The sequence below is a fragment of the Lysinibacillus sp. HST-98 genome, from assembly GCF_016757845.1.
In the GTDB taxonomy this organism is placed as follows: Bacteria; Bacillota; Bacilli; order Bacillales_A; family Planococcaceae; genus Lysinibacillus; species Lysinibacillus capsici.
In genome coordinates this window covers 163,312-181,504 of record NZ_JAENHX010000004.1, presented here as the reverse complement: position 1 = coordinate 181,504, position 18,193 = coordinate 163,312, and the positions used below count along the sequence as shown (strand labels likewise).

Here is an 18,193-nt window from a genome sequence, read left to right as displayed (position 1 = left end):
TTTAAATTAGAAAGAGAGGTGAAAAAATAACAATGGATCACAAAGCTCCGTTACTAGAAGTCGGGTTTTTAACATTTAACTTATCAACAGTTATGATGTTACTAGTTGCAGCAATTATCGTATTTTTAATTGCCTTTATTTCAACTAGAAGTCTAAAACTAAAACCAACTGGCATGCAAAACTTTATGGAATGGATTATGGATTTCGTAAAGAATATCATCAAAAGCAACATGGATTGGAAAACTGGTGGACGATTCCATGTTTTAGGTATTACGTTAATTATGTTTATCGCAGTATCTAACTTATTGGGTCTTCCTTTTTCTATCATCTATGACCACACGCTATGGTGGAAATCACCAACAGCTGACCCTACAGTAACAATGACGTTAGCAGCAATGATATTAGTCTTAACGCACTTCTATGGTGTAAAAATGAAGGGTTCAGGTCATTATGTTGGTACATTCTTTAAACCAATGTCATTCATGTTCCCACTTAAAATAGTAGAAGAATTTGCAAACACATTAACATTAGGTCTACGTCTTTACGGTAACATTTACGCAGGTGAGATTTTACTAGCCTTACTTGCAGGTTTAGCATCATCAGGTGCCGTGGGATTCATCGGAGCAATCGTTCCTATGATGGCATGGCAAGGTTTCTCAATTTTCATCGGCTTTATCCAAGCCTTTATCTTCACAATGTTAACAATGGTTTACATGGCTCATAAAGTGAGCGATGACCATTAATATAAAGCATATATACTATGCTTGAACTACAAAAACAAACAATTCCAAGGAGGAAATTTTCAAATGACAGGTTCATTAGGTTTATTAGCAGCAGCAATCGCAATCGGTTTAGGTGCACTTGGTGCAGGTATTGGTAACGGTCTTATCGTATCAAAAACAGTAGAAGGTATCGCTCGTCAACCAGAAGCTCGTGGCGTTCTTCAAACTACAATGTTCATCGGGGTTGCATTAGTTGAGGCCCTACCGATCATCGCAGTAGTAGTAGCATTCATCGTTATGAACAAATAATTCAGTTGAACACTGAATTTTACTAGTGGCGAAGCAGGATTCTCCAGATGAAACTTCGCCCTTCATTTTGGAACAGATAAAAGCTATGTGCAAATATAGCTTTTTAAAATAGGTAGTTTTTTAAGTAACTAAATTATGTTGAAGTTAAAGCTCTTGAAGGGAGTGAAACAATCGTGTTTTTAGATAATCTTGTACTAGGTGCAGGCGCTGGATTTAATAGTGGAGATATCATCGCAACATTAGTTATTTTCATCGGATTAATGTTACTACTTAGGAAATTCGCTTGGGGTCCACTTATGGGCATCATGCAACAACGTGAAGAATTAGTAGCGAGTGAAATCGAAGCAGCTGAAAAAGCGCGCAAAGAATCGCACCAATTTTTAGAAGAACAAAAGAGCCTTCTTAAGGAAGCTCGTACAGAAGCACAATCGATTGTTGAGGGCGCTAAAAAGCAAGGCGAATTACAAAAAGAAGAAATTCTTACTGTAGCTCGTAATGAAGCAAACCGCTTAAAAGAATCGGCTTTACGTGAAATTGAGTCTGAAAAAGAAAAAGCTATTGCAGCTGTACGTGATGAAGTCGTTTCATTATCTGTACTTGCAGCATCTAAAGTCCTTAGCAAAGAGATTTCTGAGGCAGACAACCGTGCTCTAATTGAAGAGACGATTGCGAAGGCAGGGGAAGCTCGATGAGTAATTCAACTGTAGCAAAACGTTACGCTCAAGCGCTTTTTGAATTGGCGCAACAAAAAAATATTCTTACTGAAGTTGGAGCAGACTTAAGTGAACTAACAAAAGTAGTAAAAGAATCTCCTGATTTTTTAACGCTTTTAAATGCACCTAAGTTCTCCGTCGAACGAAAAAAACAAATGGTAGCTGATATCTTTAATGGTGCAACACCAGAAGTTTTACACACTGTTCAACTTCTAGTTGAGAAAAAACGTGTAAACGAGATGACACAAATTGCTAAGGCATATGCTGAACTTGCTGCGCAAGCACAAGGCACTGCAGATGCAACAGTATTTTCAACACGTGTACTTTCTGCAGAAGAAAGCGCTAATATTTCAGCAGCGTTCGCGAAACTTGTTGGAAAACAATCTTTAAATATTACAAACGAAGTTGATCCATCTTTACTTGGTGGTATTCGTGTTCAAATCGGTAACCATATTTATGATAGCTCAGTAGCAAACAAACTAGAGCGTCTAAAACGTGAATTAATCGGTTAATAATTTAGAAATGTGAGAGGTGACATACATGGGCATCAAGGCTGAAGAAATCAGCAGTCTGATTAAACAACAGATTGAGAATTATGAATCTGAACTTAAAGTAAGCGAAGTTGGTACAGTTATCCGTATTGGTGACGGTATTGCTCTTGCTCATGGCCTCGACAACGCCATGGCTGGAGAACTACTAGAGTTCTCTAATGGTGTTATGGGTATGGCTCAAAACCTAGAAGAAGGTAACGTTGGTATCGTAATCTTAGGTCCATACACTGACATCAAAGAAGGCGATGAAGTTCGTCGTACAGGTCGTATCATGGAAGTACCAGTTGGTGAAGAACTAATTGGTCGTGTTGTAAACCCACTTGGACAACCAGTGGATGGACAAGGTCCTATCAACACTACAAAATCTCGTCCAATCGAAAGTCCAGCTTTCGGTGTAATGGCTCGTAAATCAGTACACGAACCACTACAAACTGGTATTAAAGCGATTGACGCATTAGTACCAATCGGTCGTGGTCAACGTGAGTTAATCATCGGTGACCGTCAAACTGGTAAAACATCTGTAGCTATCGATACAATTCTTAACCAAAATGACCAAAACATGATTTGTATCTATGTAGCAATCGGTCAAAAAGAATCTACTGTACGTGGTGTTGTAGAAACTCTTCGTAAACATGGCGCTTTAGATTACACAATCGTTGTGACAGCTTCTGCTTCTCAACCAGCTCCATTATTATTCTTAGCACCATTTGCTGGTGTATCTATGGCTGAAGAATTCATGTTACAAGGTAAACACGTATTAATCGTGTATGATGATCTTTCTAAACAAGCATCAGCTTACCGTGAACTTTCACTTCTTCTTCGCCGTCCTCCAGGTCGTGAAGCATATCCTGGTGACGTTTTCTACTTACACAGCCGCTTACTTGAACGTGCTGCGAAGTTAAATGAAACATATCAAAATGGTTCAATTACAGCTCTTCCATTCGTTGAGACACAAGCTGGGGATATCTCTGCATACATCCCAACTAACGTAATCTCAATCACTGATGGACAAATCTTCTTACAATCTGACTTATTCAACTCAGGTGTACGTCCAGCGATTAACGCCGGTCTTTCTGTATCACGTGTAGGTGGATCTGCTCAAATTAAAGCGATGAAAAAAGTTGCGGGTACACTACGTCTTGACTTAGCTGCATTCCGTGAGCTTGAATCATTTGCTCAATTTGGTTCAGATTTAGATAAAGTAACACTTGCTAAACTTGAGCGTGGTAAACGTACGGTTGAAGTTCTTAAACAAGACCTTAACAAACCACTAAAAGTTGAAAAACAAGTTGCAATCCTTTACGCATTAACTAAAGGTCATTTAGATGATATTCCAGTACAAGATATCGTTCGCTTCGAATCAGAATTCTTAAGCTGGTTAGATTCAAACCACACAAACGTTTTAGATCATGTTCGTACTACTAAAGAGCTTGCTCCTGATGCGGATTATGAAGCAGCAATCAATGCATTCAAAAAAACTTTCGCTAAATCAGAATAAGTCTTAGCTAGTCACTTGATTAAAAAACAGAAGGTGGTGAAATACCAGTGGTAAACTTACGCGAAATTAAAGGTCGTATTACTTCAACAAAGAGTACGAAGCAAATTACAAAAGCAATGCAGATGGTTTCTTCTTCTAAGTTACGTCGTGCAGAGCAAAATGCTAAAGCTTACGTTCCTTACATGGAAAAAATTCAGGACGTAGTAGGCGCGATCGCTTCAGGGACAAAAGACAGCGGACATCCAATGTTAACTGCTCGTCCTGTTAAGAAAACGGCTTACTTAGTCATTGGTTCTGACCGTGGTCTTGCAGGTGCTTACAATTCAAGTATCCTACGTCAAGTACAACGTACGATTAACGAGCGTCATAAATCAAAAGACGAATACGTTATTTTAGCAGTAGGTCGTGTTGTTCGTGACTACTTTGTGAAACGTGATCATAATGTCATCAGTAATGTTGTCGGTCTACCTGACCAACCAACATTTGCTGATATTAAAGAAATCGCTCGTAATGCTGTTGGTATGTTCATTGATGGTACGTATGACGAACTTTATATGTACTATAATCACTTTGTCAGCGCTATTGCTAGCGAAGTGACAGAGAAAAAACTTCTTCCATTAACAGATATTGCCCCTGCAAGCGGTACTGCTTCTTATGAATTCGAGCCATCTGGCGAAGCAATTCTAGAAGTGTTACTTCCACAATATGCGGAAAGCTTAGTTTATGGCGCATTATTAGATGGAAAAGCAAGTGAACATGCTTCTCGTATGACGGCTATGAAAAATGCAACAGATAACGCAACTGATCTTATTTCAGACCTTTCTTTGCAATATAACCGTGCACGTCAAGCGGCGATTACACAAGAAATTACAGAAATCGTTGGTGGAGCTGCAGCTTTAGAATAGGCAAGCAGCTTCCCAATGTCGTATAAGAATACGATAGGAGGGTACACAGTAATGAATAAAGGACATGTTATTCAAGTAATGGGTCCAGTTGTTGACGTTAAATTCGACAATGGCCAATTACCAGCAATCTATAACGCTTTAACAGTTAAGATTGAACGTCCTAATGAAGAACCAACAATTCTTGCATTAGAAGTTGCGCTTCATTTAGGTGATGATTCTGTTCGTACAATTGCGATGTCATCTACTGATGGCTTACAACGTGGAGCAGAAGTAACAGACTTAGGAAAAGCTATCTCAGTACCAGTTGGTGAAGTTACACTAGGTCGTGTATTCAACGTACTTGGAGAAGTAATTGACTTAGGTGAAGAGATTCCTGCAGACGCACGTCGTGATTCAATTCACCGTGAAGCACCAACTTTCGAGAATCTTTCAACTACAGTTGAAATTCTTGAAACAGGTATCAAAGTAGTAGACTTACTTGCACCATATATCAAAGGTGGTAAAATCGGTCTATTCGGTGGTGCCGGTGTAGGTAAAACTGTATTAATCCAAGAATTAATCAACAATATCGCACAAGAGCACTCTGGTATCTCTGTATTCGCTGGTGTAGGTGAGCGTACTCGTGAAGGGAACGACTTATTCTTCGAAATGAGCGATTCAGGCGTTATCAAGCAAACAGCAATGGTATTCGGTCAAATGAACGAGCCACCTGGTGCACGTATGCGTGTTGCTTTAACTGGTCTTACAATGGCGGAATACTTCCGTGATGAGCAAGGTCAAGACGTACTTTTATTCATCGACAATATCTTCCGTTTCACACAAGCAGGTTCTGAGGTTTCTGCCCTATTAGGTCGTATGCCTTCTGCGGTAGGTTACCAACCAACACTTGCAACTGAAATGGGTAAACTACAAGAGCGTATCACATCTACGAACAAAGGATCTGTAACTTCTATTCAAGCGATTTATGTACCAGCCGATGACTATACTGACCCGGCTCCGGCTACAACTTTTGCCCACTTAGATGCAACAACTAACCTTGAGCGTAAATTATCTGAGATGGGTATCTACCCTGCGGTTGACCCATTAGCTTCGACTTCTCGTGCATTATCACCTGAAATCGTAGGCGCTGAGCACTACGCAATTGCTACTGGTGTACAACGTACAATCCAACGTTACCGTGAATTACAAGATATCATTGCAATCTTAGGTATGGATGAGTTATCTGATGAAGATAAACAAACAGTAGAACGTGCTCGTCGTATTCAATTCTTCTTATCACAAAACTTCCACGTAGCGGAACAATTCACTGGTCAAAAAGGTTCTTATGTACCTGTAAAAGAAACTGTTCGTTCATTCAAGGAAATCCTTGATGGCAAATGGGATCACCTACCAGAAGATGCTTTCCGTCTAGTTGGTTCAATTGATGAAGTAGTTGAAAAAGCGAAAAGCATGGGCGTAGAGGTTTAATACTAGGGACGAGGAGGAAAAAATATGAAGACAGTTCTAGTCAATATTGTCACTCCCGACGGCCCAGTATACGATTCTGAAGTATCAATGGTAATCGCTAAAACAACTTCAGGAGAAATCGGTGTTCTTGCAGGCCATATTCCAATGGTTGCTCCACTTGCAATTGGTGCAGTGAAGCTTAAAAAAGAAAACGGTTCGACTGATATTGTTGCTGTAAGCGGTGGTTTCATTGAAGTTCGTCCAGAAAAAATCTCAATTTTAGCGCCGTCTGCTGAAATTGCTGAAAGCATCGATGTTCAACGTGCTAAAGAAGCCGTTAAACGTGCTGAAGGACGTCTTCAAAGTAAACAAGACAACATTGATTTCAAACGTGCTGACCTAGCATTAAAACGTGCGTTGAATCGTATCAACGTTCATGAGGGTAATATCTAATTCATTTTTAACGGGCAGATGTCGCATCTGCCCGTTTTTTAAGGTGAATAAATATATTGAGGGAGAAATGGAGGATGCTACATGGAAATATATGAAGCGATTGGACAAGAAGCTTTATTGGGTATTTTATCTCACCTATTTTTTATTGCTATTACTTTTTACGCCTTACAAGCTTTTATGATTGAAAAACTATTTAAAAAAAATCGAGTTTTTCAAATTCAGCTCATTTATATTTTACTTAGTATTGCGATTGGCTCAGCAGTATCAAATTTCTTTCTTCAAATATCTAGCTGGTCAGGCAAACTCCCTTATTTATTTTAAAGAATTTGTTTCTTTCATAAATTTATAGGTCTACATGCTTCAAAGGACTTTATAATACCATTTGTGTGGCCCTTTGAACTATGTAAAAAGACGCTAATACATTAAATTCTTATGAATTTCACGCTATTAGCTACCAAGATAGCCATTGATAAATGTACGATAATAGGTGCCCGCCACTTCATTTTTTATAGAAAAAAGTGAAAAGTTGTTTTTTATTCATATATCTTTGGGTATGTATTAGAAGCGAACGGGTTATTGGTCATTCACAAAAAAAATTTAGCAGCGTACAATAAATAAATAGCAAAAAATCTAATAATAGCTTAAAATAGTGATTTGGACGCTTGAACGAGCGTTAGAAAAGTTGTACTATAGAGTTGTTTGTTTACTGATTATGACATTATACTTCTTCATTAAAATAAAAATTTGGTAGGTTAATAGATTGAATTCGGAGGGACATAGGGTGGATAAAATAATAGTGACTGGCGGCCAAAAACTACAGGGAAAAGTACGTGTAGAGGGCGCAAAAAATGCAGTGTTACCAATCCTTGCAGCAGCTTTACTTGCTTCAAAAGGAGAAAATGTAATTAAAGAAGTCCCTAATTTAGCAGACGTCTTTACAATAAATGAAGTACTTAAAAGTTTAAACGCAGCAGTTACATATATACCTGAAGATAATGCCGTATATATAGATGCAACAAAAGAACTTTCAAGTGAAGCACAATTTGAATTTGTTAGTAAAATGCGTGCATCTATTTTAGTAATGGGATCTCTACTTGCTCGTAATGGCTATGCGCGTGTAGCACTTCCTGGAGGCTGTGCAATTGGATCACGTCCGATTGAATTACACTTAAAAGGCTTTGAAGCAATGGGTGCAAAAATTTCATTTGGCCATGGCTATGTTGAGGCGAAGACAGAGGGTCGCTTAAAAGGGGCTAATGTGTATTTGGATTTCCCAAGTGTTGGGGCGACTGAAAATATTATGACAGCTGCATCTTTAGCTGAAGGGACAACTGTAATTGAAAATGCAGCGAAAGAGCCTGAAATCGTGGATCTTGCAAACTTTATTAATAGTATGGGTGGCCGTGTAATCGGTGCGGGGACAAATACGATTCGTATTGAAGGAGTCGATACATTATATGGAGTAGAGCATCATATTATTCCTGACCGTATTGAAGCTGGTACATTTATGGTGGCAGCAGCTATTACTAGAGGAGATGTGGTGATTGAAAACGCAGTCCCTGAGCATATGACTGCTTTAATAGCTAAAATGCGTGAGATGGGCGTAGAAATTACTGAGTTGGATGAAGGAATCCGTGTACGAGTTCCTCAAACACTAAAAGCAGTTGATATCAAAACAATGCCACATCCTGGTTTCCCAACAGATATGCAATCACAAATGATGGCATTAATGCTTACTGCTGAAGGTACGAGTATTATTACAGAAACGGTATTCGAAAACCGTTTTATGCATGTTGAGGAGTTCCGTCGCATGAATGCTGGTGCTAAAATAGAGGGACGTTCTGTGTTTATCGAGGGGCCTGTGAATCTTCAGGGAGCTGAGGTAATGGCAACGGATTTACGAGCTGCGGCTGCATTAATTTTAGCGGGTCTTGTATCTGAAGGAATGACACGTGTCACAAAACTTCATCATTTAGATCGTGGTTATGTTGATTTCCATGGAAAGTTAGCATCTCTTGGTGCTAATATTGAACGTATTACAGAAGAAGTAGTGACAATTGAAGATGTAACAGTTGAATTGCCTACAAACTAAATAGATTTTAAAACCCTTTGCTTTTTATGCAGAGGGTTTTTGTTTTCTCATAACTACAAGAAATCTAGCATATTATTCCTTATGAAAAAATGGATGATTAGTATAGGTGTCATTTGCTTGATTGGGGCATTATATATGCTTCCTTTAGTAGGGTTTAGTGAAAGACAAGAGGCTATCATACCTCAAGCTAGTGATAAGAATGCTTGTGAAATATTTATAGAAGTGGAGGGGCAAGAAGAAAAAATCCCTTTGGAAACGTATATTACAGGGGTAGTTGCTGCAGAAATGCCCGTTTCTTTTAAAAAAGAGGCACTGAAGGCACAAGCTATTGCAGCACGCACATATGCGTTGAAAACGACAAATTACGGTAAAATTGCGATCGCCCCAACCGTGGCAAAGCAAGTCTTCTATGATGAAGAACAGAGAAAGGCGAATTGGGCTAGCAATTTCCTGGGAAATGAAAAGAAAATTGTCGAAGCTATTAATGAAACACAAGGACAAGTTATTCTTTATAATAATGAATTGATTACAGCTATGTTTCATTCAACAAGCAATGGAAAAACAGAAAGTGCTTATGGATATGGTGGAAATGATATACCATATTTGCAAAGTGTTGCAAGTATATCTGATCAATCATCTCCTAAGTTTGAGGCTGAGCAAGAATGGACTTTAGCTCAATGGAATAAGCTCTGGCCTATACAATGGCAACCTAGTGATTTTAATCGTATGCAGTTATTTTATAATGATTCTGGGCGAGTAGAACGTTTACAGCTAGGGAATAATGTCTGGACAGGGAGAGAGGTAAGAACGCTCCTTGGTATTCCATCAACTGATTTCACAATCATCTTTAATGCTAATAAAAGAAAGGTTCAAGTGAAAACTCAAGGTTATGGGCATGGAGTGGGCATGAGTCAATATGGAGCTGAGGCAATGGCAAATGAAGGGAAAACAGCTGCCGAAATTTTACACTATTATTATCAAGATATTGAAATAAAAAAAATAGATGCATGTTTAAAATAACTTCTAGTTGTTCACACTGCAACTAGAGGTGATGAAAATGAGAGAGGATAAAAATAACAAAGCTTCTCAAAACCAAGATCCAAATCAAAAGGAAAATGGCCAATTACAAAAGAAACCGTGGTTTTGGCCAGTAGTTTACACAGGTGGTGCACTTGTTCTAGCAGGATTATTATTTGGTTACAATAGTCTCGTATCAAAAGTAGAAGAGGCTCCTTTACCAGACTTAGCTGAAGTAGATCCAGGTCCTGTAGTGGAAACGAATGCACGAACAGAAAACATGATGTATCCATTCAAAGAAGAGAATTTTAGTAAAGTACAAGTCTTACAAGAATTTTACGAGTTAGAGGCAAATGAAGAGTCTCGTGAAAATGCACTAATGGTATTTAATCAAACATTTACTACATCTTCTGGAATCTCTATTGCTATGAATGGTGAAGAATTTGAAGTACTAGCTGCAATGAGTGGTAAAGTACTAGAGGTAAAACTAGACGCATTTACAGGCAATAAGATCGTGATCGAACATCCAAATGGTATGCAGACACATTATAGCTCTGTGAAGGATATCGCTGTTAAAGAAGGCGAAGAGGTTACACAAGGTCAAGCATTAGGAAAAGCGACGGACAACGAGTGGAATCAAGCTGCTGGCGTCCATATGCATTTCGAAATTCTTGAAAACGGAAAATATATCAATCCGAAAAAATTACTAGCTTTTTAATGAGAAAAGCTAGTAACGCATAAAAAGTCAGCATTTTATCAAGAAAATGCAAAACGTGTTCTGAATAGCTTTGTCCTCACATAAGGTGAAGAAATGCGCAAATGTGCATCTGATTGCCAAAGCATTTTGTGAAATTGTGTGGAAAGGACGAAGAACGTGCATGAGCACATTCGGAAGCGCTGCATACGCCTCGGTGAATTACTGATTGAGACGCGTGAGACTGTGCGTGTCCTCGCGAAAATGACTGGTTATTCAAAAAGTACGGTGCACAAGGATTTAACAGAGCGATTACCAACAATTCATGAAGGATTAGCTGACCAAGTGAAAGAAATACTCGCCTACCATAAGGCCGTACGTCATATTCGCGGAGGAGAAGCAACGAAAAACAAGTGGAAAGAAAGAGCGAGTCAAGAATGATTCGTTCTTTTTTGTTGTGTTGGACAAACATAAGTGATGATTTTCTAAGGAATAGTAATTCTATATTATAGCCGTTCACTGCGTAAAAAGAAAACAGTCTTATTCACTAAATTTAGGTGAAATTACCAATAGAATATGATAAAATATTCTAGATAAAGAGATAAAATGAACGTTATGTAGTTGGAACTGGCGGGAAGGAGAAATTATAAAATGTTTTCGAAAGATATTGGCATTGACTTAGGGACTGCGAACGTATTAATCCACGTTAAAGGGAAAGGGATTGTCCTCAATGAACCATCTGTTGTGGCGATCGATAAAAAGACAAATAAAGTATTAGCGGTAGGGGAAGAAGCCCGCCAAATGGTAGGGAGAACGCCAGGCAATATCACAGCTATTCGTCCACTAAGAGACGGAGTCATTGCTGATTTTGATGTGACAGAGGCGATGTTAAGACATTTCATCAATAAATTAAACGTAAAAGGATTTTTGGCGAAACCACGCATATTAATTTGCTGTCCAACGAATATTACAAGTGTTGAACAAAAGGCAATTCGTGAAGCTGCTGAAAAATCTGGTGGTAAAAAAGTATATTTAGAGGAAGAGCCAAAAGTAGCAGCAATAGGTGCTGGAATGGATATTTTCCAACCAAGTGGAAATATGGTAGTCGATATCGGGGGCGGAACAACAGATATCGCAGTTCTATCAATGGGTGATATCGTAACAAGTGAATCCATTAAAGTAGCAGGCGATGTGTTTGATAACGATATTTTGCAATATATTAAAAAAGAATATAAATTGCTAATTGGTGAACGTACTGCAGAGGCAATCAAAATGACAATTGGTACAGTTTTCAAAGGTAGTCGCAATGATACGATGGATATTCGTGGCCGTGATATGGTAACGGGTTTACCACGTACAATTACAATTGAGTCTGAAGAAATTGAACGTGCACTACATGAATCAGTAGCCATGATTGTCCAGTCAGCTAAAAATGTCTTAGAAAAAACACCACCTGAACTATCAGCCGATATCATTGATCGTGGAGTGATTATAACTGGTGGTGGTGCATTATTACATGGAATGGACCAGCTATTAATAGAAGAGCTAAAGGTACCTGTTTTCATTGCAGAGAGACCTATGGATTGTGTAGCCATTGGTACAGGTATCATGCTTGAAAATATTGATCGTGTGCCAGCATCCTTATAAAATTAAAATGAGGTGATTTCTTTGTTTAAAGGATTTTATACAGTTGCAACAGGTATGATCACGCAACAAAGAAGAACAGAATTACTTACCAATAATTTATCAAATGCGAATACACCAGGATTTAAGGCAGATCAATCTACGATTCGCTCATTCCCAGATATGCTAATGTCTAGCATTGGTAAAACAAATGCTCCTGCTCACCAACAAGCCGGCGCTGAATATATGAGTCAAGTAGGAGCTTTAAATACAGGGACATATTTACAAGAAACATTGCCAAATTACATACAAGGCCAAATCTATAACACTGATTTTACAACAGATATGGCATTGATTAATGGAAACTTACCACAAAATGAAGATGGTGTTACGGGTTCAATTTTCTTCCGACTAGAACATCCTGCTGGTGGTGAGGCTTACACACGTAATGGTAATTTCACATTAGATGGGCAAGGCTATTTAGTTAATGGTCAAGGATTATATGTACTAAATGATGCTGGGCAACGTATCCAGCTACCAAATGATGATTTCCGATTAGATGAAAGTGGCGCTATCTTTGTAAATAATCAACAAGTGGCTCGTGTTGGTGTATCATTTGCTGCTAATCCGAACATGCTACAAAAACAAGATAATGGCCTTATTCGTACAGAAAATGGTGAGAACTTGCCAACAGCTTATGGAGCGAATGGTGTTTCCTTTACACTACGTCAAAACTTTTTAGAAGGTTCGAACGTAGATTCTGGTCGCACAATGACAGATTTAATGACTGCCTACCGTGCATTTGAAGCAAATCAAAAAGTATTACAAGCTTATGATCGTAGCATAGAGAAGGCTGTGAATGAAATCGGAAAAATTTAATGGGCGAACAGGAGGCTTTTATCAATGCTACGTACAATGATTACAGCTACAAACACAATGGGGCAACTACAAAACAAACTGGATACAATTAGTAATAACATTGCTAACAGTAATACAACGGGCTATAAAACAAAGGAAGCATCCTTTAATGAATTACTTTATCAGCAATTTAATAATGATAAGCAGGATCGCGCAGAACGACAAACACCTGTTGGTATTCGCTATGGATCTGGTGCAATGGTTGGCCAAATTAAATCCAATGAAAAGCAAGGTTCATTACAAACAACTAATCGTGATTTAGACTTAGCTTTCACAAAAGCGAAACAATATTTCAATATTTTGATGCCAGATGGTGAAAATGGAACTGAAACAGTGTATACTCGACAAGGTGACTTTTATTTATCTCCATTGAATAATGGAACAGTTATGCTTGTAACAGCAGAGGGTTATCCAGTAGCTAATGCTGCAGGACAAGCTATTACATTACCCGACACAGTTCAAAAGTTTGCTGTTCGAGATGGTGGCGTATTAGAAGCATCTTATCCAAATGGGGATATTATTCGTACGGATTTAGCTGTAACAGAATTCCAAAAGCCGCAATTAATGGAGCATGTTGCCGGTTCTTATATGGGATTACCTAATAATTTAGCTGAACTTGGCTATACGCAGGCGGAAGTTTTGACAGAGCTTGTGGGAGCCAACCGTCAGCAAATTGGCATGCAAAGTGGTACACTAGAAATGTCCAATGTTAACCTCTCGAAAGAAATGACAGAACTCATTCAAACACAACGTTCTTATCAATTCAACGCAAGAGCGGTGACATTAGCAGATCAAATGCTTGGACTAATTAATGGCATTCGATAGCAAGTTATCCAAAAACGCATAGTAAGGAATGAAGAGGAGTACAATCTATGACAAACGATTCACGTCGACGTTCTGTGCCGACACAAGAAACCGATACGCAACCGCAACCAGAAAAGAAAGAACGCCGCTCGACTGGAGAGCAACGCGAGGTTCGATGGGTGCAAATCCGACTGATTCCGATTTGGTTACGCATTGTAATTGTTCTCATTTTAGTCGTTGTTGCCGCAGCATTAGGCGCAATGTTTGGCTTTAGCGTTATTGGAGAAGGCAATGCTATGGATATTTTTAAACGAGAAACATGGCAGCATATATTTGATATTATGAATGGTAAAGAATAACATTATTCTTTACCTTACTTTGTGTATACATACTTAATTTTTGAGGGGGAAATGACATGTTATCTGCAGAACAAATTCAAGCAATTTTACCACACCGCTATCCTTTTTTATTCGTAGATCGCATCATTGAATTAGAAGAAGGGAAGCGTGCAGTAGGATTAAAAAACGTTTCAATCAACGAAGATTTTTTTAATGGGCACTTCCCAGGTTATCCAGTTATGCCGGGTGTGTTAATTGTGGAAGCTTTAGCTCAAGTAGGTGGAGTGGCTTTATTAAATGCTGAAGAATTTAAGGGTCGTTTAGCATTTTTAACGGGTGTTGATAATTGTCGTTTCAAGCGTCAAGTCGTACCTGGCGACCAACTTAAATTGGAAGTAGAATTTGTAAAACTTCGTGGCGCAATGGGTAAAGGTCATGGTGTAGCAACTGTAGATGGAGAACTTGTATGTGAAGCCGATATTCTATTTGCCATTGGGCCTGAACAGCCTAAACAAGCTTAATTTGCATTTGTAGACCAAAAGATATAAAATAGATAAAGTCAAGTCAAAAATTGATTAGTAGGTTCATAAATTGCGATGGTAAATAAGCGATTGTGAATTGAAATAGATGTAATTTTTAGGTTTTACAAACGTAGGAGGATTATTAAGATGTATAAGGAATTGTCTTCAGGTATTAAAATTAGCATTACTCGTTCGATTTCAACATCTTTTGAAACATACTTAGCAAGTATTGGTTGGGATGAAGAGCGCTTTTCCATGGAAGACTTCATTGCAAACTGGCAGACTTATTTTCAGGAGAATGCCGCGTGGATCGAAAAAATCCCTGCTGATACATTGATGAGCGCACAGTTTCATGAAGAAATGGCACAAAAAATCGATGAGGTTATTGCCAAAATTTTAAATGAAGAACCAACAGCACAGCAAGTCGAAACAATCGAGGCATTGCAAAAAGAGCTAGGCACAAACTATAGCTACGACTGTAAAGCAGAGGCAGCATATATTGAACAGTTATTAAAAGAAAAACAAAAATAGTTTGTACAAAAATCGGATAGTTCCCTCCTTTCTCGGGCAATCTATGTAGGATCACAAATACAGTTGATGTATTTGATGACATAGTACCCAAGAAAGGAGGTTTTTTACTATGTGGAAAATGTCATTTTTAACCATCATTCTTGCAACTGCATTCCTTGGAGGTTGTAACTGGGGAAATAATGCAGTAGAAGATCACCCTGTTCGAGAAGTCGAGAATGACGTACGTCGAGGAGTCGACGATGTCGAAGACGCATTAGATCCGAATAATCGTGATGATGCATACAATCGCAATAATGTGAATGGGAATGGTGTAGATCGAGGTACTGTTAACGATAATACAACATTACCTGAAGCAACAACACCTGGTTCAAATGCCGATATGAACGGCACAAACGGCTATGACAACACACCAAATGCAAACGGTGTAAATGGTGTTGAACGTAATGACAACATGAACGGTAACAATAAAAATGATGTTGTCGACGATAAAGTAAACAACACTGAAAAATACCGTGATGGTATGAACAACCGATAACATAAAAAGAGTGTTTCCTCTGCGGAAAACACTCTTTTTTCAATTTAGAGGAAAGCGAAGTGAATACCCGCGGTAGCAGACCTAATACTAGCGGAAGCAGAGTAAGTACCCGCGAAAACAGAGTGAATACCAGCGGAAGCAAAGCGAATACCCGCGAAAGCAGGGTGAATACCTAAAAGCTAAGCAAAACCCCCATCAAAAAAAATTCTTCATATGCTCCAGTAAATTTTCTGGTAAATGGTAAACACGATTCTTATAGGTACCGGTATATGGAAACTGAAACTTCCGTAGCAATCGAGTAGCTGCATCGTTAGAATTAATTCTAAAAAACGCTCGTAACTGTTTATTGGTAATAGAATGACTAATCAATAACCGATAATCAAGCATAGCCTCTGTGAAAATTTCTATACTTCTATAATGACAAAATGAACATTTCCAAATGCCACGATGGAAGTACATATTATTTTGATAGGTACATTTTGGACAAAGAACACCGTGTCGAAATCGTGATGGGGCAATTGATGTATGAATCTGAGGAATAATTTGTTTAGAAAGTAGTAGGTGCACTAATTGGGTTAATTGATTATCCATTAATTTTTTAGGGTGCTTTTTAAAAAGCGACTGGAGATACTTATGAAGTCCGGATGCATGAAAAATGGGAAGAGTACTAGTTGAATTGACGATGATTGTGGAAGGATTTGCTATAACAACAGCCCCTTCAACAGGAAGGGAATAACTTGTAATCAGATTTTTAAGAAATCCCATATGACGCTCAGTTTGAGTAAGAGCATTTGGAAATCCTTCAACAGTACCATCAACCCTTGTGCGTGTGCATTGATGTGTGTGTTGATCAAATTCAAGACGACCATGTATGTTTTTGATTTCTACAACCAACATAAAATGGGGACAAATAAAAAGCTATCAATCTGATGCAGATGTTGAGCCGTGTTCATAAGACATAAATTATGTAAAACAAAAAAGGTATTTGGATATATTAATTCATGCCATACGCGATCAACCTTTTGCTCGCCAGCAAACCCTGCATCTAGTCGACGATACTGCTCTTGATAATAATGAAATTCTACATCATCCTTTAAAAGACGCCTCATCAAAGCCTCAAGCCATAATAATTTTAAAGGCTTCTTCCTTATAGCAACCACCAAATGTAACCCTCCTTTTTTAAATTGTATTGTACAAAAAAATTACTGCTTGTCCAATAAAAAAAACGATGCAAAATTCGCATCGTCAGTCATTTTTTAATTTTGGTCGCTTTTTCATATCTTGTGTAAAGCGATCCAGTAAATCCTCTAAAGAAACACCCTCAGCAAGTAGCTCGGAAAGTAATTGTTCTGCATATTTTGATCGTTTAATTTTAAGCGTACCTTTTAATAGTACTGAAACATGATCACCGATATCTTCAACAGTATGTACGATCACCTGAAAAGGAGCGGGTTCATTATCTGGGAATGAAATAACTGCACGTACATTGAAGACTGTAGCATTCGCTAAGAGCTCATCAAAGGTTGAGCGATATTGTTTTTCCATAAACAATTCAAGTACCCAAGATTGATGGCTATTTTCCTGATTAATAATGATGCCATCGATTAAAGGGAATGGTTGCACGCCATCTTTCGTGACAAGGTCAAAGGAAAGCATTTTAAAGGTTTTCAATATGTATATTCCTCCTAAGTCTGTCATTCTTTTAGTATAACACATGAGACAGCTGTTGTTTGTGATGCGCACCTGTGACGGTTTTTCAAAAACTGTGAAATTGCAGATTTCATGGAATAGCATTTGCCATTACAGCCTAAAGCATTCAGCTAGAAAATTAATAAAAAATAGAAAAATAAAAATGCCGATTTACCCAATTTATGCACAAAAACTGAAGGAAATTAACAATATTGATTTTTGCGAATACCGGAATCATTTTGTAAGATGAGAGCAATCAAAAGCAAAGGAGGTGAATGAATGAATCAAGTCGGATTGGTTGGAAGGTTTACAAAAGACCCTGTGTTACGTTACTTATCTGGAAATCGTGTGCAAACTCATTTCTCACTAGCCATTAATCGTAATTTTAAAAACAATCAAGGGGAAGTAGATACAGATTTTGTTTTCTGTACAGCTTGGGGAAGGCTTGCAGAGAATATCGTTAAATATTGCGGTAAAGGTTCATTAATCGGTGCCACTGGCCGTATTCAAACAAGGTCATTTGTAAATGAGGAAAGCACTAAGATTTTTATGACAGAGATAGTGGTTGAGGATGTTAGATTTTATCAACTTAAACAAAGAGATAGTGACGAAGCAGTTACTATACCGCCACAGCCACCGAATGAACAGGAACACTTAAAGGATTTTGTTTTACCTTAGCAAGTATAGCTTACATACGGGGCAAGAGAACATTCATTGTCTGATCCGCCATTCTCCTTATATTTCTTGCACCGTAACAAACAGAAAGGAATGATGTGGAACACAAATAAAAAACATTGCTGAAGACCGCACAGCAATGGAATTTTCAACACAACT

24 protein-coding genes are annotated in these 18,193 nt (G+C 38.3%); 21 read left to right on the top strand and 3 right to left on the bottom strand.

Going from position 1 to position 18,193, the window contains the following annotated elements:
- The first annotated feature begins 32 nt into the window (after nucleotides 1–32).
- The 20 genes from atpB (at nucleotide 33) to JIN86_RS11645 (ending at nucleotide 15,670) form a co-directional block, all read left to right on the top strand.
- Entirely contained in the window at nucleotides 33–743 is a 711-nt protein-coding gene (gene atpB, locus JIN86_RS11740; protein ID WP_009371931.1) for a F0F1 ATP synthase subunit A, read from the top strand.
- Between the two features lie 63 nt (nucleotides 744–806).
- Nucleotides 807–1,031, top strand: coding sequence for a F0F1 ATP synthase subunit C (gene atpE, locus JIN86_RS11735; RefSeq protein WP_004269474.1), 225 nt, complete (start codon nucleotides 807–809; stop codon nucleotides 1,029–1,031).
- A 173-nt stretch (nucleotides 1,032–1,204) separates the two neighbouring features.
- Nucleotides 1,205–1,723 (top strand): F0F1 ATP synthase subunit B, encoded by a 519-nt coding sequence (atpF, locus tag JIN86_RS11730; protein WP_004269475.1) that lies wholly within the window; start codon nucleotides 1,205–1,207, stop codon nucleotides 1,721–1,723.
- Nucleotides 1,720–2,256 (top strand): F0F1 ATP synthase subunit delta, encoded by a 537-nt coding sequence (locus JIN86_RS11725; protein WP_202342012.1) that lies wholly within the window; start codon nucleotides 1,720–1,722, stop codon nucleotides 2,254–2,256. The genes atpF and JIN86_RS11725 overlap by 4 nt, the downstream gene beginning before the upstream one ends.
- Before the next feature lie 28 nt (nucleotides 2,257–2,284).
- Nucleotides 2,285–3,793: a F0F1 ATP synthase subunit alpha gene (gene atpA, locus JIN86_RS11720; protein WP_004269477.1), complete on the top strand. Its 1,509-nt coding sequence runs from the start codon at nucleotides 2,285–2,287 to the stop codon at nucleotides 3,791–3,793.
- A 47-nt stretch (nucleotides 3,794–3,840) separates the two neighbouring features.
- A complete protein-coding gene (gene atpG, locus JIN86_RS11715; protein WP_004269478.1) occupies nucleotides 3,841–4,698 on the top strand; it encodes an ATP synthase F1 subunit gamma in 858 nt (285 codons plus the stop codon).
- A gap of 51 nt (nucleotides 4,699–4,749) precedes the next feature.
- The gene (atpD, locus tag JIN86_RS11710; protein WP_004269479.1) at nucleotides 4,750–6,165 is read left to right on the top strand and encodes a F0F1 ATP synthase subunit beta; all 1,416 of its coding nucleotides are present in this window, start codon (nucleotides 4,750–4,752) and stop codon (nucleotides 6,163–6,165) included.
- A gap of 24 nt (nucleotides 6,166–6,189) precedes the next feature.
- Nucleotides 6,190–6,597: a F0F1 ATP synthase subunit epsilon gene (locus JIN86_RS11705; RefSeq protein ID WP_004269480.1), complete on the top strand. Its 408-nt coding sequence runs from the start codon at nucleotides 6,190–6,192 to the stop codon at nucleotides 6,595–6,597.
- A gap of 81 nt (nucleotides 6,598–6,678) precedes the next feature.
- Nucleotides 6,679–6,918: a DUF1146 family protein gene (locus JIN86_RS11700; protein WP_004269481.1), complete on the top strand. Its 240-nt coding sequence runs from the start codon at nucleotides 6,679–6,681 to the stop codon at nucleotides 6,916–6,918.
- A gap of 460 nt (nucleotides 6,919–7,378) precedes the next feature.
- Nucleotides 7,379–8,689, top strand: coding sequence for a UDP-N-acetylglucosamine 1-carboxyvinyltransferase (murA, locus tag JIN86_RS11695; protein WP_004269482.1), 1,311 nt, complete (start codon nucleotides 7,379–7,381; stop codon nucleotides 8,687–8,689).
- Nucleotides 8,690–8,770: 81 nt separating this feature from the next.
- Nucleotides 8,771–9,709 (top strand): stage II sporulation protein D, encoded by a 939-nt coding sequence (spoIID, locus tag JIN86_RS11690; RefSeq protein WP_202342011.1) that lies wholly within the window; start codon nucleotides 8,771–8,773, stop codon nucleotides 9,707–9,709.
- A gap of 37 nt (nucleotides 9,710–9,746) precedes the next feature.
- Complete coding sequence (locus JIN86_RS11685; protein ID WP_202342010.1) at nucleotides 9,747–10,424, top strand: M23 family metallopeptidase; 678 nt, start codon at nucleotides 9,747–9,749, stop codon at nucleotides 10,422–10,424.
- Between the two features lie 156 nt (nucleotides 10,425–10,580).
- Nucleotides 10,581–10,841, top strand: coding sequence for a sporulation transcriptional regulator SpoIIID (locus JIN86_RS11680; protein WP_004269485.1), 261 nt, complete (start codon nucleotides 10,581–10,583; stop codon nucleotides 10,839–10,841).
- A 210-nt stretch (nucleotides 10,842–11,051) separates the two neighbouring features.
- On the top strand, nucleotides 11,052–12,047 hold the full coding sequence (mreB, locus tag JIN86_RS11675) for a rod shape-determining protein (protein ID WP_004269486.1): 996 nt from the start codon (nucleotides 11,052–11,054) through the stop codon (nucleotides 12,045–12,047).
- Between the two features lie 21 nt (nucleotides 12,048–12,068).
- On the top strand, nucleotides 12,069–12,902 hold the full coding sequence (locus JIN86_RS11670) for a flagellar hook-basal body protein (protein ID WP_202342009.1): 834 nt from the start codon (nucleotides 12,069–12,071) through the stop codon (nucleotides 12,900–12,902).
- 24 nt (nucleotides 12,903–12,926) lie between these two features.
- Nucleotides 12,927–13,766 carry a flagellar hook-basal body protein gene (locus JIN86_RS11665; RefSeq protein ID WP_202342008.1) on the top strand — a complete coding sequence of 280 codons (840 nt, stop codon included), beginning with the start codon at nucleotides 12,927–12,929 and terminating at the stop codon, nucleotides 13,764–13,766.
- A 47-nt stretch (nucleotides 13,767–13,813) separates the two neighbouring features.
- A complete protein-coding gene (locus JIN86_RS11660) occupies nucleotides 13,814–14,104 on the top strand; it encodes a DNA-directed RNA polymerase subunit beta (protein ID WP_004269489.1) in 291 nt (96 codons plus the stop codon).
- A 56-nt stretch (nucleotides 14,105–14,160) separates the two neighbouring features.
- The gene (gene fabZ / locus JIN86_RS11655; protein ID WP_009371926.1) at nucleotides 14,161–14,604 is read left to right on the top strand and encodes a 3-hydroxyacyl-ACP dehydratase FabZ; all 444 of its coding nucleotides are present in this window, start codon (nucleotides 14,161–14,163) and stop codon (nucleotides 14,602–14,604) included.
- Nucleotides 14,605–14,751: 147 nt separating this feature from the next.
- Nucleotides 14,752–15,135 carry a hypothetical protein gene (locus JIN86_RS11650; protein ID WP_048395640.1) on the top strand — a complete coding sequence of 128 codons (384 nt, stop codon included), beginning with the start codon at nucleotides 14,752–14,754 and terminating at the stop codon, nucleotides 15,133–15,135.
- Nucleotides 15,136–15,244: 109 nt separating this feature from the next.
- Nucleotides 15,245–15,670 (top strand): hypothetical protein, encoded by a 426-nt coding sequence (locus JIN86_RS11645; protein ID WP_202342007.1) that lies wholly within the window; start codon nucleotides 15,245–15,247, stop codon nucleotides 15,668–15,670.
- Nucleotides 15,671–15,865: 195 nt separating this feature from the next.
- Here the strand turns inward: JIN86_RS11645 and JIN86_RS23565 are convergent, their stop codons facing one another.
- From JIN86_RS23565 to JIN86_RS11635, 3 genes are all read right to left on the bottom strand, one after another.
- Nucleotides 15,866–16,567 (bottom strand): nuclease-related domain-containing protein, encoded by a 702-nt coding sequence (locus tag JIN86_RS23565; RefSeq protein ID WP_237497247.1) that lies wholly within the window; start codon nucleotides 16,565–16,567, stop codon nucleotides 15,866–15,868.
- Nucleotides 16,555–16,833 (bottom strand): hypothetical protein, encoded by a 279-nt coding sequence (locus JIN86_RS23560; protein WP_237497246.1) that lies wholly within the window; start codon nucleotides 16,831–16,833, stop codon nucleotides 16,555–16,557. Before JIN86_RS23560 ends, JIN86_RS23565 begins: the two co-directional genes overlap by 13 nt.
- 82 nt (nucleotides 16,834–16,915) lie before the next feature.
- The gene (locus JIN86_RS11635) at nucleotides 16,916–17,341 is read right to left on the bottom strand and encodes a YwpF family protein (RefSeq protein WP_202342006.1); all 426 of its coding nucleotides are present in this window, start codon (nucleotides 17,339–17,341) and stop codon (nucleotides 16,916–16,918) included.
- Between the two features lie 297 nt (nucleotides 17,342–17,638).
- Here JIN86_RS11635 and JIN86_RS11630 point away from each other — a divergent pair, with 297 nt between their 5' ends.
- Entirely contained in the window at nucleotides 17,639–18,037 is a 399-nt protein-coding gene (locus JIN86_RS11630) for a single-stranded DNA-binding protein (protein WP_004269495.1), read from the top strand.
- Nucleotides 18,038–18,193: the final 156 nt, after the last annotated feature.

Bases quoted from the DNA above. Each gene is read 5' to 3' on its own strand.
- atpB (WP_009371931.1), top strand. From the start codon at position 33: ATGGATCACAAAGCTCCGTTACTAGAAGTCGGGTTTTTAACATTTAAC.
- atpE (WP_004269474.1), top strand. From the start codon at position 807: ATGACAGGTTCATTAGGTTTATTAGCAGCAGCAATCGCAATCGGTTTA.
- JIN86_RS11725 (WP_202342012.1), top strand. From the start codon at position 1,720: ATGAGTAATTCAACTGTAGCAAAACGTTACGCTCAAGCGCTTTTTGAA.
- atpA (WP_004269477.1), top strand. From the start codon at position 2,285: ATGGGCATCAAGGCTGAAGAAATCAGCAGTCTGATTAAACAACAGATT.
- atpD (WP_004269479.1), top strand. From the start codon at position 4,750: ATGAATAAAGGACATGTTATTCAAGTAATGGGTCCAGTTGTTGACGTT.
- JIN86_RS11705 (WP_004269480.1), top strand. From the start codon at position 6,190: ATGAAGACAGTTCTAGTCAATATTGTCACTCCCGACGGCCCAGTATAC.
- JIN86_RS11700 (WP_004269481.1), top strand. From the start codon at position 6,679: ATGGAAATATATGAAGCGATTGGACAAGAAGCTTTATTGGGTATTTTA.
- spoIID (WP_202342011.1), top strand. From the start codon at position 8,771: ATGAAAAAATGGATGATTAGTATAGGTGTCATTTGCTTGATTGGGGCA.
- JIN86_RS11685 (WP_202342010.1), top strand. From the start codon at position 9,747: ATGAGAGAGGATAAAAATAACAAAGCTTCTCAAAACCAAGATCCAAAT.
- mreB (WP_004269486.1), top strand. From the start codon at position 11,052: ATGTTTTCGAAAGATATTGGCATTGACTTAGGGACTGCGAACGTATTA.
- JIN86_RS11665 (WP_202342008.1), top strand. From the start codon at position 12,927: ATGCTACGTACAATGATTACAGCTACAAACACAATGGGGCAACTACAA.
- JIN86_RS11660 (WP_004269489.1), top strand. From the start codon at position 13,814: ATGACAAACGATTCACGTCGACGTTCTGTGCCGACACAAGAAACCGAT.
- fabZ (WP_009371926.1), top strand. From the start codon at position 14,161: ATGTTATCTGCAGAACAAATTCAAGCAATTTTACCACACCGCTATCCT.
- JIN86_RS11650 (WP_048395640.1), top strand. From the start codon at position 14,752: ATGTATAAGGAATTGTCTTCAGGTATTAAAATTAGCATTACTCGTTCG.
- JIN86_RS11645 (WP_202342007.1), top strand. From the start codon at position 15,245: ATGTGGAAAATGTCATTTTTAACCATCATTCTTGCAACTGCATTCCTT.
- JIN86_RS23565 (WP_237497247.1), bottom strand. From the start codon at position 16,567: ATGTTGGTTGTAGAAATCAAAAACATACATGGTCGTCTTGAATTTGAT.
- JIN86_RS11630 (WP_004269495.1), top strand. From the start codon at position 17,639: ATGAATCAAGTCGGATTGGTTGGAAGGTTTACAAAAGACCCTGTGTTA.